This window comes from Mycobacterium sp. SMC-4 (assembly GCF_050205565.1).
In the GTDB taxonomy this organism is placed as follows: Bacteria; Actinomycetota; Actinomycetes; order Mycobacteriales; family Mycobacteriaceae; genus Mycobacterium.
This window is the reverse complement of record NZ_JBNMQU010000001.1, coordinates 926,988-940,754: the sequence shown is the minus strand read 5'-3', so window position 1 is coordinate 940,754 and position 13,767 is coordinate 926,988. Positions and strand designations below refer to the sequence as shown.

General features: G+C 67.1%; 12 protein-coding genes. 6 read left to right on the top strand and 6 right to left on the bottom strand.

Annotated features, from left to right (window positions below):
- Positions 1-36 precede the first annotated feature (36 nt).
- The 5 genes from ACQI46_RS04560 to pe all read left to right on the top strand — a co-directional run bounded on the left by ACQI46_RS04560 (position 37) and on the right by pe (position 8,269).
- Positions 37-1,458 (top strand): condensation domain-containing protein, encoded by a 1,422-nt coding sequence (locus ACQI46_RS04560; protein ID WP_427092726.1) that lies wholly within the window; start codon positions 37-39, stop codon positions 1,456-1,458.
- 15 nt (positions 1,459-1,473) lie between these two features.
- Positions 1,474-4,476: an RND family transporter gene (locus ACQI46_RS04555; RefSeq protein ID WP_427092725.1), complete on the top strand. Its 3,003-nt coding sequence runs from the start codon at positions 1,474-1,476 to the stop codon at positions 4,474-4,476.
- Positions 4,477-4,507: 31 nt separating this feature from the next.
- Positions 4,508-6,223, top strand: a complete 1,716-nt coding sequence (locus tag ACQI46_RS04550) for an AMP-binding protein (protein WP_427092724.1) — start codon at positions 4,508-4,510, stop codon at positions 6,221-6,223.
- A 78-nt stretch (positions 6,224-6,301) separates the two neighbouring features.
- Positions 6,302-7,063: a MerR family transcriptional regulator gene (locus ACQI46_RS04545; protein ID WP_427092723.1), complete on the top strand. Its 762-nt coding sequence runs from the start codon at positions 6,302-6,304 to the stop codon at positions 7,061-7,063.
- A 75-nt stretch (positions 7,064-7,138) separates the two neighbouring features.
- Entirely contained in the window at positions 7,139-8,269 is a 1,131-nt protein-coding gene (pe, locus tag ACQI46_RS04540; protein WP_427092722.1) for an acyltransferase PE, read from the top strand.
- Positions 8,270-8,272: 3 nt separating this feature from the next.
- Here pe and ACQI46_RS04535 read toward each other — a convergent pair whose 3' ends face one another.
- On the bottom strand, positions 8,273-8,920 hold the full coding sequence (locus ACQI46_RS04535) for a GAP family protein (RefSeq protein ID WP_427092721.1): 648 nt from the start codon (positions 8,918-8,920) through the stop codon (positions 8,273-8,275).
- A 47-nt stretch (positions 8,921-8,967) separates the two neighbouring features.
- Between ACQI46_RS04535 and ACQI46_RS04530 the strand changes: the two genes are divergently transcribed.
- On the top strand, positions 8,968-9,471 hold the full coding sequence (locus ACQI46_RS04530) for a flavin reductase family protein (RefSeq protein ID WP_427092720.1): 504 nt from the start codon (positions 8,968-8,970) through the stop codon (positions 9,469-9,471).
- Positions 9,472-9,477: 6 nt separating this feature from the next.
- Here ACQI46_RS04530 and ACQI46_RS04525 read toward each other — a convergent pair whose 3' ends face one another.
- The 5 genes from ACQI46_RS04525 to ACQI46_RS04505 form a co-directional block, all read right to left on the bottom strand.
- Positions 9,478-9,639 carry a hypothetical protein gene (locus ACQI46_RS04525; RefSeq protein WP_427092719.1) on the bottom strand — a complete coding sequence of 54 codons (162 nt, stop codon included), beginning with the start codon at positions 9,637-9,639 and terminating at the stop codon, positions 9,478-9,480.
- Between the two features lie 113 nt (positions 9,640-9,752).
- A complete protein-coding gene (locus tag ACQI46_RS04520; RefSeq protein WP_427092718.1) occupies positions 9,753-10,508 on the bottom strand; it encodes a succinate dehydrogenase/fumarate reductase iron-sulfur subunit in 756 nt (251 codons plus the stop codon).
- A gap of 3 nt (positions 10,509-10,511) precedes the next feature.
- Positions 10,512-12,428: a fumarate reductase/succinate dehydrogenase flavoprotein subunit gene (locus ACQI46_RS04515; protein ID WP_427092717.1), complete on the bottom strand. Its 1,917-nt coding sequence runs from the start codon at positions 12,426-12,428 to the stop codon at positions 10,512-10,514.
- 71 nt (positions 12,429-12,499) lie between these two features.
- Positions 12,500-13,318: a hypothetical protein gene (locus ACQI46_RS04510; RefSeq protein ID WP_427092716.1), complete on the bottom strand. Its 819-nt coding sequence runs from the start codon at positions 13,316-13,318 to the stop codon at positions 12,500-12,502.
- A gap of 65 nt (positions 13,319-13,383) precedes the next feature.
- Positions 13,384-13,680, bottom strand: a complete 297-nt coding sequence (locus tag ACQI46_RS04505) for a hypothetical protein (RefSeq protein ID WP_427092715.1) — start codon at positions 13,678-13,680, stop codon at positions 13,384-13,386.
- Positions 13,681-13,767: the final 87 nt, after the last annotated feature.

The following is a 13,767-nucleotide window of genomic DNA, read 5'->3' as shown; positions in this document are numbered from 1 at the left end:
CGGCTCTGTCGGCAGTCATGCGGGGAGGACGAAGTATTGCGCATCGGCAAGATCACGATTGGCGCGCTTGAGGAATGGCAGTTGGAGGCCGGGACGGTCACGTCCTGGCATCCGACACCCGAATCGGCAGATCGGGCGCTGCGCGCACCGGTCAGCGCGGTACCGGTCAGCTACATGCAGGGTCAGCATCTGCGGAACTACTGCGAACGCACCGACGCGGGCCTGACGTTCTCCCGGCAGATCATCGCCAGCTGCGAGGTGCCCGGGCACTGCGACATCACGGCCATGGACCACGCCGTGAACACTTATTTGCGCAGGCATGACACTTTCCGCAGCTGGTTCGAGCGCACCGCGGACGGCGATTTCGTCCGCCACGCGATCGAGGACCCGGCCGACATCGAGTTCGTGCCGGTCGACCACGGTCGGCTCAGCGTCGAGGAGATCCGCGCCCACGTGGTCGGCATCCCCAGCCCTCTGGAGTGGGGCTGCTTCACCTTCGGGATCATCCAGAACGAGGGCCGATTCACGTTCTTCGCCGCCATGGACCATGTGCACGGTGACGCGACCCTGATCGGCACCACGATGCTGGAAGCCAACGGCATGTATTCGGCCTACAGCGGCGGCGGTGAGGCGTTCACCCTTCCCGATGCGGGCAGCTTCGACGACTTCTGCGTCCGCGAACACGCGCACACCGCCCAGTTGACGGCCGATTCGCCCGAGGTGGCAGCCTGGATCGATTTCGCGGACAACAACGACGGGGGCTTCCCTGAATTTCCGCTGCCGCTGGGTAATTCACGCGAGGCGACCACCAGCACGATGTCCTCGGCGACACTGCTCGATCCGGCGCAGACCGAACGCTTCGAGGCGGCCTGCGCAGCGGCCGGTTCACGCTTCGTCGGTGGGCTGTTCGCCTGCCTGGCGCAGCTGGAGCACGAGCTGACCGGTGCGCTGACGTATTACGGCCTGACACCGCGGGATTCGCGCAGCGCCGGAGACAACTTCATGACGCAGGGGTGGTTCACCGGGCTGGTCCCGATCACGGTGCCGATCGGTGCGGCTTCGTTCGCCGAAGCCGCGGGCGCGGCGCAGGCGTCCTTCGACGGCAATCTGGCGATGGCGAAGGTGCCCTACTACCGCGTGCTCGAACTCGTGCCGTCGCTGAAATGGCCGCAGCCCAACTTCCCGGTGTCGAACTTCTTCCACGGTGGTGCGGCGCCGCTCAACGCGATCCTGGCCGCCGCCGACATGGGCCTGGCCGACAACATCGGGATCTTCCCGGACGGCCGGTACTCCTATCAGCTGACCATCTACATTTTCCGCTACGGCGAAGGCACGGTCATGGCGATCATGCACCCGGACAATCCGGTCGCCGCGAAGTCAGTGGCCCGGTACATGACGGCGATGGGGGACGTGTGCGCCCGGGTCGCCGACACTGGGCACTGGGGACGCGTCGCCTAGCGTGAAGCAGTTTGCATGCGCCGGATAGCCGATGTCGTGGTGCGGTGGCCGTGGGCGGTGATCGGGGTCTGGATCGCCCTGGCCGTTGCGTTGCCGCTGTCGTTCCCGTCCCTGGGCCAGCTCGCCGAGAAGAACCCGCTGGTCATCCTGCCCGCCGACGCGCCATCGAGCGTCAGCGCCCGCAAGATGGCCGACGCCTTCGAGGAGTCGGCGTCGGACAACCTTGCCGTCGTCGCGTTCATCAACGAGAACGGTCTGCGCCCGGACGACGAGCGGGTCTACCGCAAGGTCGTCGACGCGCTGCACGACAACGTCACCGACGTGGTGTCGGTGCAGGACTTCGTCGCCACCCCGCAGCTGCGGCAGTTCCTCACCAGCGAGGACAAGACGACGTGGGTGCTGCCCATCAGCCTCGAAGGTGAGCTCGGCACGCCGCGGGCGTTCGACGCGTTCAACCGCACCTCCGACGTCATCAGCCACCACGTCCCGCGCGACGGCCCGCTCGAGGTCTACGTCACCGGGCCCGCGGCCACCGTCGCCGACCTGACCGTCGCCGGTGAACAGGACCGGTTGCCGATCGAGATCGCGATCGCCGTGCTGGTGCTCGGGGTGTTGCTGCTGGTGTACCGCAGCCTGGTCACGATGCTGCTCCCGTTGATCACCATCGGGTCGTCGTTGCTGATCGCCCAGGGTGTGGTGGCCGCCTACTCACACCTGACCGGTGCGGGAGTGTCGAACCAGTCCATCGTGTTCCTGAGCGCGATCATGGCCGGCGCCGGCACCGACTACGCGGTGTTCATGATCAGCCGCTACCACGACTATCTGCGCTCGGGCGCCGAGTTCGACCGAGCCGTCCGCTCGGCGATGATGTCGATCGGGAAGGTCATCACCGCGTCGGCGGCCACCGTCGGCATCACGTTCCTGGTGATGAACTTCGCCGAGATGGGTGTGTTCCGGACCATCGGCGTCTCGGCGGCGATCGGCATCGGCGTCGCATATCTGGCCGGCATGACGCTGCTGCCCGCGATCCTGGTGCTCGCCGGGCCCCGCGGCTGGATCCAGCCGCGCCGCGAGCTGACCGCCACGTTCTGGCGACGGTCGGGTATCCGCATCGTGCGTCGGCCGGTGCCGCACCTGGTGGCCAGCGTGCTCGTGCTGGTCCTGCTGGCCGGTTTCGCCGTCGTCGCCCAGTTCAACTACGACGACCGCAAGACCGTCGCCGCGTCGGCGCCCAGCTCGGTCGGTTACGCCGCGCTGGAACGGCATTTCCCGATCAGCCAGTCCATTCCGCAGTACATCCTCGTGCAGTCCGAACGCGACCTGCGCACCCCGCAGGCGCTGGCCGATCTGGAGCAGATGGCGTCGCGCATCGCGCAGCTACCCGACGTGTCGCTGGTCAGCGGCGTCACCCGGCCGCTCGGGGAGGTCCCGCCGGAATTTCGGGCCACGTTCCAGGCCGGCATCGTCGGGGACCGGCTGGCGGCCGGGTCCGCCCAGATCGGGGAGCGCCGCGGCGATCTGAACACCCTGGCCGACGGAGCCAACACCCTGGCCGACGCGCTCGTCCGCGTGCGTACGCAGATCAACGAGGTCGCCCCGAGTCTGCAGACGCTGCTGACGGCGGTGACCTCGGTGCGCACCGAATACGGCGGCGACCGGCTGGTGCGCGACGTGGAGACCGCGGCGAAGCTGGTGCAGAGCGTCAACGAACTCGGTCTCTCGATGGGCATCAACTTCGCCGCGGTGCGCGACATGTTCGGCTGGATCGGTCCGGTGTTGATGGCGCTCAACGGCAACGCGGTCTGCGACGCGAACCCGTCGTGCGTTAACACGCGCATGCAGTTCCAGAAGGTGATGGAGGCGCGCGACGACGGCCGGTTGGAGCGCATCAACACCCTGGCCGGCGATCTCGAGGGCCTCGACGACCGGCAGTCGCTGAACCAGACCGTCAAGACGCTCAACGCGGCGTTGACCGACATCGTCAAAGCCGTCGACGACCTGGGCCTGGATTCCCCGGCTGGCGCACAGGCAGGTTTGCGCGATGTCCGGCAGAACGCCGATCGCCTGGCCACCGGCAGCCAGCAGGTGGCCGGCGGCGTGGGCGAGCTGGTCGAGCAGATCAAGGTGATGGCGGCCGGGCTGGACCAGGCGTCGGCGTTCCTGCTCACCATGCGCAAGGACGCCGCTGGGTCGACGATGGCCGGCTTCAACATCCCGGCCGAGGTGCTGGGCGCGGTGGAGTTCCAGAAGGCCGCCGAGGCTTTCATCTCACCCGACGGCCACTCGGTGCGCTACCTGGTCCAGACGAAGCTGAACCCGTTCAGCCCGGAGGCCATGGACCAGGTCAACGCGATCAGCGACATCGCGCGCGGCGCCCAACCCAACACCACGCTGGCCGACGCCGAGATCTCGATGGGCGGTTTCCCCGCCGCGCTGCGCGACACCCGCGACTACTACGAGCGCGACATCCGGTTCATCATCGTCGTCACCTTGATCGTGGTCCTGCTGACGCTGATGGTGCTGCTGCGGTCGGTCATCGCGCCGCTGTACCTGGTGGGGTCGGTGGTGTTGTCGTACTTCGCGGCCATCGGTATCGGGGTGCTGGTGTTCCAGCTGATACTGGACCAGCAATTGCATTGGAGCGTCCCGCCGTTGGCCTTCGTGGTGCTGGTCGCGGTCGGCGCCGACTACAACATGCTGTTCGTGTCGCGGATGCGCGACGAGTCCCCGCACAGCGTGCGCTACGGCGTCATCCGGACGCTGGGCTCCACCGGCGGAGTGATCACCGCGGCCGGTCTGATCTTCGCCGCGTCGATGGCCGGCCTGCTGTTCGCCAGCATCGGCATCGTCGTGCAGGGCGGATTCGTCATCGGTGTGGGAATCTTGCTGGACACCTTCGTCGTCCGCACGATCACCGTGCCGGCGATCGCGACGCTGGTGGGCAAGGCCAACTGGTGGCCGTCGCGTCCGCCGCCGCGCAGTCCGGCTCCGCGGGAGCCGGCCGAGGTCGCGCAGTGACACGACGGACACGATGGGATCAGGAGTAGGGATGGGGCAGTCGTCGATCCTGTCGATGCTGCACGGCCGCGCCAGCATGCGGCCTGACGACGTCGCGTTCACGTTCACCCACTACGACCGTGACCCCGATGGGTTCCGCGAGAGTGTGACGTGGGCGCAATTGTCCGGTCGCACACTGAATTTGGCCGGCGAGATCGCGCGGCACGGCTCAGTCGGCGACCGTGCCGTGATCCTGGCTCCGCAGGGGCTGGAGTACATCGTGGCGTTCCTGGCCGCCATGCAGGCCGGGCTGGTGGCGGTGCCACTTCCGTTGCCGCACCGCGGTTCCAGCCACGACCGCGTCACCGCGGTGCTCGCCGACACCACACCCACGGTGGTGCTGACGACCACAGCGGTCGCCGGGGACGTCGGCGACTACGTGGCGCAAGCACCGCTGCCGTTGTCACCCAGGGTCGTCGAGGTCGACGCGCTCGATCTCGACGGCCAGGCCGCCGCAGCGTTGCCTACCGAGCTCCCGAGTATCGCTTACCTGCAATACAGTTCGGGGTCCACGCGCACGCCGACCGGAGTGATGCTGTCGCACCGCAATCTGACGGTGAACTTCGATCAGCTGATGAGCAGCTTCTTCGCCGACGCGCCGCTGCCGGCCGACGCCACACTGGTGTCGTGGCTGCCGTTCTATCACGACATGGGCCTGGTGCTCGGGGTCTGCGCACCCATTCTCTGCGGCCGCCGCGCCGAACTGATGAGCCCGGTCGCGTTCCTGGAGAAGCCGTCACGGTGGGTGCGTGCGCTGGCCGAACATCCGCACGCGTGGTCGTCGGCGCCGAACTTCGCGTTCGACCTGGCCGCCCGCAAGACCCGCGACGCTGATCTCGCAGGGCTGGACCTCGGGGGCGTGGTCGGCATCATCAGCGGCGCCGAACGCGTGGAGCCCGCCACCCTGCACCGCTTCGTGGACCGGTTCGCGCACTTCGACTTTCGCGACCACATGATGCGGCCCGCCTACGGACTGGCCGAGGCAACCGTGTTCGTGGCGACCGGCACCTGGAACGAGTCCTCTCCGGCCGCGTTCTTCGACACCGCCGAACTCGGCGCCGGCCGCGTCCGGCCGTGTCCCGAGGGCACCGGTACCGCGCTGGTGAAATACCGGATCCCGCAGTCACCGTCGGTGCGCATCGTCGACAGCGAGACACGCCGTGAGTGCGCACCGGATGTCGTCGGGGAGATCTGGGTGCACGGGGAGAACGTCTCGCAGGGGTACTGGGGCAAGCCCGCCGACGAGCAGAGTTGTTTCGGGGCAACGCTTCTCGATCCGTCGCCCGGCACGCCCACCGGGCCGTGGCTGCGCACCGGTGACCTCGGTTTCGTCTCGGCCGGCCAGCTGTTCATCGTCGGCCGGATCAAGGATCTCCTCATCATCCGAGGCCGCAACTACTATCCCGACGACATCGAGACGACGGTCGGGGAAGTCACCCGCGGCCGCGTCGCAGCGATCTCGGTGCCGGTGCGGGGCACCGAAACACTGGTCACCGTCATCGAGGTCAAGAACTCGATGGACGCCGACGCGGCGGCGCGGGTCACCGGCGAAGTGACCGCGGCCATCGCGACGGCGCACGGACTGAACGTCGAGGACGTCGTGCTCGTCGAGGCAGGTGCGCTGCCGACGACCACCAGCGGCAAGATCCGCCGCGCGGCATGCGTCGAGCAGTACCGCAACGGGGAATTCGCGCGCGTGGGTGGATGAAGGACCTCGGCCGGCCGGGGGCTTGACCCTCACGTGGCGTGAGGCACCAACCTGGTCGACCTGAGGCAGGAGGTGCAGATGGACGAACTCACCGTGGGTGAAGTCGCGCAGCGATTCGGCATCACGGTCCGGACGCTGCACCACTACGACGAAATCGGGCTGTTGCGCCCGAGCCGGCGGGCCGCTTCGGGCTACCGGGTGTACACGGCGGCGGACCTCACGCGCTTGTCCCACATCATCGTCTACCGCCGGCTCGACCTGCCTCTCGACGAGATCGCGAGCCTGCTGGACGACGGTGACGAGGTCAGCCATCTGCGTCGGCAGCGACAACGCGTGACGTCTCGACTCGACAACATGAAACGCCTCCTCGAGGCGATCGACCAAGCATTGGAGAAGGCGATGAGCAAGACCCCGATGACCGACGATGACATGCGCGAACTCTTCGGTGACGGCTTCGACGACTACCAAGCCGAGGCCGAGCAGAAATGGGGAGAGACCGAGGAGTGGAAGGAGTCGCAGCGCAGAGCCAAGTCCTACAGCAAGGAGGACTGGGTGCAGATCAAAGCCGAGGGCGAAGCGGTCGAGAAGGCGTTGGCCGATGCGTTCCGGTCGGGGTTGCCGCCCGACTCGGAGGAGGCGATGAACGCCGCCGAGCAACATCGGCTCCACGTGAATCGCTGGTTCTACGACTGCCCGCCGGCGTTCCACCGCAACCTGGCCGACATGTACGTCAGCGACCCCAGATACGTCGCCACCTACGACGAATCATTCGGGCTGCCAGGCCTTGCGGCCTACTGCCGCGACGCGATGCACGCGAACGCGGACCGGACGTCGCCGTAGTCGCCGGCAACATGGGCCGACCGGGGTAGAGTCCGAAACGGTGCTGTCGAGCGGGTGGGGGAGTCCGAGGTACACATGAGACGACTACTGGCCTTCGGCACCGCGCTGACCACTCTGGGCGCCGCAGGCTGGCTGGGCTACGGCACCGCCGCCGCACAGGATCCGCCGCCTCCACCGCCGCCCGCGAACACCGACGGGCCGCCGATCGGCACTCCGGGCCGAGGCTATGCGCTCGGCGGGGCACACGTCCTCGGCATCCCGTACGACGAATACATCATGCGTACGGGTGCGGACTGGTTCCCTGGACTGGAGCGCCAGATCGTCGACTATCCCGCCGGTCAGGTCCAGGGACACACCCTGGAACGCCTGTTTCCGGGCATCGGCGCTTTCGGGGACCGCTTCATGCCGGGGCTCGGGCTTGACGGACCCAGCGTCGGAGAGTCCGTCGACATCGGCGCACCCGACACCATCAAAGCGATCCGGGAAGGCGGGCGCGGCACCGCGATCGGTCTCTCCGAAGGCGCGATGGTGCTCAACGACGTGCAGGCCCGCCTGGCTTACGACCCGGCCGCGCCGCCGCCGAGCGAGCTGAGTTTCGCGATGTACGGCGATCCGGTCGCGCGGCACGCGTTCGGCGAGAGCTTCCTGACGCAGAACTTCCCGGTCGGCAGCGTGGTGCCGTCGCTGGACTACCGGATCCCGCCGCCGGTGGAAAGCCAGTACGACACCCACCAGTTCATCTCGGCCTACGACAGCATCGCCGACTGGCCGGACCGGCCGGACAACTGGATCTCGGTGGCCAACGCGATCGTCGGCCTGGCCACCGGGCACACCGCGGTCGCGTTCACCCGGCCCGAAATGGTGCCGCCGCAGAACATCCGCACCACCGTGAACTCGCGCGGCGCGAAGACGACCACCTACATGATCCCCGAAGAGCATCTCCCGCTGGTGCTGCCGTTCAAGTATCTCGGCGTACCCAAAGAGACGCTGATCGAGCTCGACCGGGTGCTCAAGCCCTACGTCGATGCCGGCTACTCACGCCACGACGACCCGCTGACCGCGCCGATCACCGTCGACCCGGTCAACGGCTACGACCCCGCCGAGGTCACCGCACCGGCCACCCAGGCCGCGTTCGGCGGCGACGCGGATCCATTGTCGCAGTTGCTGTCCGGCCTGCAGTACGTGCTGAACAACCCGCCCACGTAGGCGTCACAGCCCGCTCACCCCGACGCCGAGCAGCATGGCGCCGACCGCGGCCAGCAGCACGGCCACCCCGCGCCGGCCCTGAGCCCGCAACCACGCGTACAGCGCCGCCAGTGTGGCGCGGGTGCGGTCGGGCGCGACCAAGTAACACAGCAACGGGATCTCGATGAGTGCGAACGCGACGGCGTTGAACAGCAGCAGCGCACCGAGCTGGACGACGGTCGCGGCGCCGGACGCGACGATGAGCGCCAACGCCGCCAGATAGTCGACGGACGGCAGCGCGATGCCCAGCCCGGCGAGCCCGGCGGTCCACAGCGAACGTCCCTCGAGCAGCCGACGGCCGTGGGTCACCAGCCGGCCCGGCGGCCCGTCACCTCCGCCCAGGACACCCGCGGCCACGAGAGCGGCATTGACCAGGATCACGATCCCCACCACGATCTGCACCCGCGGCAGGGTGAAATGCGCGGAGCCCAACGCGGGACGCAGCACGAACAGCGCCACCACCCCGACAACCGTGCCCATCAGGAAGCCGCCGGCGAGCAGCACCAGCAGCTGCAGCGCGGGGCGGGGACGGTTGATCATCACGACCGTCATCCCGATCCGGAACGGCTCCAGGCTGACCGCCACCGCCATCGCCAGCAGCGGAATCCACATGAAGGGCGACGTTACCGTCGCTCCCGGGCGCGTGGGATGATGCGTCGATGAGCGGCGCACAGAACCCCTCACCGAGCCACTTGGACCCGTCGACGCTGCGCGAAGCGTTCGGGCACTTTCCGTCCGGCGTCATCGCCATCGCCGCCGAGGTCGACGGCGTCCGTGTCGGCCTGGCCGCGAGCACGTTCGTGCCGGTGTCCCTGGACCCGCCACTGGTCGCCTTCTGTGTGCAGAACTCGTCGACCACCTGGCCCAAGCTCAAAGACCTGCCGTTCCTCGGCATCAGCGTGCTCGGTGAGGCCCACGACGCGGCCGCGCGCACGCTGGCCGCCAAGACCGGCGATCGCTTCGCCGGGCTGGAGACCACGTCCTCGGAACGCGGCGCGGTGTTCATCCGCGGCACCAGCGTCTGGCTGGAGAGCAGCATCGATCAGCTGGTGCCCGCCGGGGATCACACCATCGTGGTGCTGCGGGTCAACGACCTGACCGTCCATCCGGACGTGTCACCGATCGTCTTCCACCGCAGCACATTTCGCCGGCTCGGCGCCTGAGGCGTCTCAGGGCCGCGCGGCGAGCTCCTCGCGGTAATGCGTGACGCGCCGGTCCAGTTCGGCGGCGTCGGCGGTGCGGCCCTGCTTGCGGGCCAGCTCGGCACGGGTGCTCAGTTCGCGGATCGCGGTACGAATATCGTTGATGCTCTGAATCGCACGAACAGACATGGCGCTTACTTTCTTCAAGGGTGGCTGCGGGCGCAGTGTGCCCGCGGTGATTGCGGCTGTCCCCGCAGCCTACCCCCGATGGCAAGTCCTCAGGTGTGCATCGGCGCGATGGTCTAGCGGCGGCGAAACAGCTTGTTGCCCAACCACACGACCGGGTCGTACTTGCGGTCGGCGACCCGCTCTTTCATCGGGATCAACGCGTTGTCGGTGATCTTGATGTGCTCGGGGCAGACCTCGGTGCAGCACTTGGTGATGTTGCAGTAGCCCAACCCGTGCACTTCCTGCGCGTCCTCGGCACGACGCGAGTGCACATCGAGCGGATGCATGTCCAGCTCGGCCTGCCGCATCAGGTACCGCGGACCGGCGAAGGCCTTCTTGTTCTCCTCGTGGTCACGGTTGACGTGGCACACGTTCTGACACAGGAAGCACTCGATGCACTTGCGGAACTCCTGTGACCGGTTCACGTCTTCCTGCGCCATCCGGTACTCGCCGGGCTGAAGATCCTTCGGCGGCGTGAACGACGGGATTTCCCGGGCCTTTTCATAGTTGAAGTTCACGTCGCAAACCAGATCCCGCATCACCGGGAACGTACGCAGCGGCGTCACAGTGACCACTTCGTCCTCGCCGAACGTCGACATCCGGGTCATGCACGCCAGCCGCGGGCGGCCGTTGATCTCGACCGAGCAGGACCCGCACTTGCCGGCCTTGCAGTTCCACCGCACTGCCAGATCACCGGTCTGGGTCTGTTGGAGCCGGTGGATGATGTCGAGGACGACCTCGCCCTCGTTGACCTCGACCTTGTAGTCCTTCAGCTCGCCGCCCTCGGCGTTGCCCCGCCACACCCGCATCTTCGCTTCATAGGCACCCATGGTTCAGCCCTTCCGTTGCGGGTGTTCGAGGAGTTCATCGTCGGTGTAGTACTTCTCGAGTTCGGACAGCTCGAAGCAGCCCAGCAGGTCGGGGCGCATCGGCGGCTGCGGCTGCTTCTCGACGTGGACGTCGGGCACCACCGGATCGTCGCCGGAGCTGCTGACCACCAACAGGGTGTTGCGCCACTGGGCGTCCATGTTCGGGTAGTCGTCGCGGGTGTGCCCGCCGCGGCTCTCGGTGCGGGTGATCGCCGATTTCGCCACCGACTCGCTGACCAGCAGCATGTTGCGCAGGTCGAGCGCCAGATGCCAGCCGGGGTTGAACTTACGGTCGCCCTCGACCTTGACGCGCTTGTAGCGCTCCCGCAGCTCGGTCAGCTTGTCGAGCGCCTCCTGCATCTCGTCGGCCTTGCGGATGATGCCCACCAGGTTGTTCATGGTGTCCTGCATGTCCAGCTGCAGCGTGTACGGATTCTCCGGCGAGCCGTCCTCGGGACCGTCGAACACCGCCAGCGCCATGTCGGTCGCCGCGGTGACGGCGTCCTCGGAGACCTTCGGTCGCTCCGACAGCGCGCGCACGTAGTCCGAGGCGCCCAGGCCGGCGCGGCGGCCGAAGACGAGCAGATCCGACAGCGAGTTGCCGCCCAGGCGGTTGCTGCCGTGCATCCCGCCGGCGCATTCGCCGGCGGCGAACAGGCCGGGTGTCCTTGCTGCTCCGGTGTCGGGTTCGACCTCGATCCCGCCCATCACGTAGTGACAGGTGGGCCCGACCTCCATCTCGTCGGTGGTGATGTCGACCTCGGCCAATTCGATGAACTGGTGGTACATCGACGGCAGCCGGCGCTTGATCTCCTCGGCCGACATGCGCGACGCGATGTCGAGGTACACGCCGCCGTGCGGGGTGCCGCGGCCTTCCTTGACCTCGGTGTTGATCGCGCGCGCGACCTCGTCGCGGGGCAGCAGGTCAGGGGTGCGGCGGGCCGAGTCGTTGTCCTTGAGCCACTGGTCGGCTTCTTCCTCGGTCTCGGCGTACTGGCCTTTGAACACGTCCGGGATGTAGTCGAACATGAAGCGCTTGCCCTCGGAGTTCTTCAGCACCCCGCCGTCGCCGCGCACACCCTCGGTGACCAGGATCCCCTTCACCGACAGCGGCCACACCATGCCGGTCGGGTGGAACTGGATGAACTCCATGTTGATCAGCGTCGAGCCGGCGCGCAGCGCCAGGGCGTGCCCGTCGCCGGTGTACTCCCACGAGTTCGACGACACCTTGTAGGACTTACCGATGCCGCCGGTGGCCAGCACCACCGCGGGCGCCTCGAACAGCACGAAGTCGCCGGTCTCGCGGTAGTAGCCGAACGCGCCCGCCACCCGGCCGTCGTCCAGGATCAGCTCGGTGATCGAGCACTCGTGGAAGACCTTGATGCGGGCCTCGTAGTCGCCGAGCTCGTGCTTGTCCTCCTGCTGCAGCGAGACGATCTTCTGCTGCAGGGTGCGGATGATCTCCAGACCGGTGCGGTCGCCGACGTGGGCCAGGCGCGGGTAGGTGTGGCCGCCGAAGTTGCGCTGGCTGATGCGGCCGTCTTTGGTGCGGTCGAACAGTGCGCCGTAGGTCTCCAGCTCCCACACCCGGTCCGGGGCTTCCTGCGCGTGCAACTCGGCCATCCGCCAGTTGTTCAGGAACTTGCCACCGCGCATGGTGTCACCGAAGTGCACCTGCCAGGAGTCCTTGGTGTTGACGTTGCGCATCGCGGCCGCGCAGCCGCCCTCGGCCATCACGGTGTGCGCCTTGCCGAACAACGACTTGGTCACCACGGCGACCTTCAGGCCGCGTTCGCGCGCCTCGATCACCGCTCGTAAGCCTGCGCCGCCGGCACCGATCACGACCACGTCGTAGGAGTGCCGTTCGACCTCGTCAGCCATATGTCCTCGCTTGTTCGATCATCGCTCGTGGGTGGAACTGGGATTTGAAATCGCTTGTCGGAAAGGCTGATTCAGCCGATGAACCGCAGGTCGGAGATGGTGCCGCTGGCGACCAGCATGATGTAGAAGTCCGTCAGCATCAGTGTGGCCAGCGTGATCCACGCGAATTCCATGTGCCGGGTGTTGATCTTCGACACCTGCGTCCAAATCCAGTACCGGACCGGGTGTTTCGAGAAGTGCTTGAGACGGCCGCCGGTGACGTGACGGCACGAGTGACACGACAGCGTGTACGTCCACAGCAACACGATGTTGATCATCAGGATCACGTTGCCCAGACCGAAGCCGAAGCCGGTGGGCGAGCGGAACGCCAGAATCGCGTCGTAGGTGTTGATCAACGAGATCAGCACCGCGATGTAGAAGAAGTAGCGGTGGAAGTTCTGCATGATCAGCGGGAAACGGGTCTCGCCGGTGTATTTGGCGTGCGGCTCGGCCACTGCGCAGGCGGTCGGGGACTGCCACACCGACCGGTAGTAGGCCTTGCGGTAGTAGTAGCAGGTGAGCCGGAACAACAGCAGGAACGGCAGGGAGAACGCGGCGTAGGGCAGCCACCACACGTCGGGCAGGTACTGGCCGAAGTGGCTGGACTCGGGGATGCAGCCGACGCTGACGCACGGTGAGTAGAACGGCGTCAGGTAGTGGTAGTCGGCCACCCAGTACGCGTCCTGCCAGAACGCGCGGACGGTGGCGTAGATGACGAACGCCGCGAGTCCGAGGTTGGTCAGTAAGGGCGCTTGCCACCAGCGATCGGTGCGCAGAGTGCGCTGTGAGATCTGGGCACGGCCGGGGGAGAAGACGCCGGTCGCCTTGCGGTCGGCGGTGGGTGCGCTCACGTTTCCCTCTCGATGAACTTATAGGCCACGAACTCGTGGTGCCCGGAAGCCGGGCACCACCCGGCTCAGCGCGTCCCGCCGAGGCCTTCGTCGTCGACACCGCGCCAGAACTCGGTGTCGTACTGCGTGTCCGGGATCGGAATCCGCTCGGCGATATGACGATGTCCGCTGACGCCGCGGGCGAGCTCGAGCTCTTCGGCGTCGATGTCGAGCCGGTCGATGTCGTTGAGGATCCGTTCGGCGTCGTTGACGATGCGACGGGTGGCTGGGCTGTTCCCGTATCGCGAGGCAAGCGACGTCACGCATCGCCGGAGGCTTCCGATGAGATCGTGAAGCTCGGCGAGTTCGGTGGTGCTGGACAAGTGACCTCCTTGGGCTGAAGGGTGTCATGGATCACATTACGCATCCGATGCTAGCCACATCACCCACTAGATGGGTGAGACAAATCA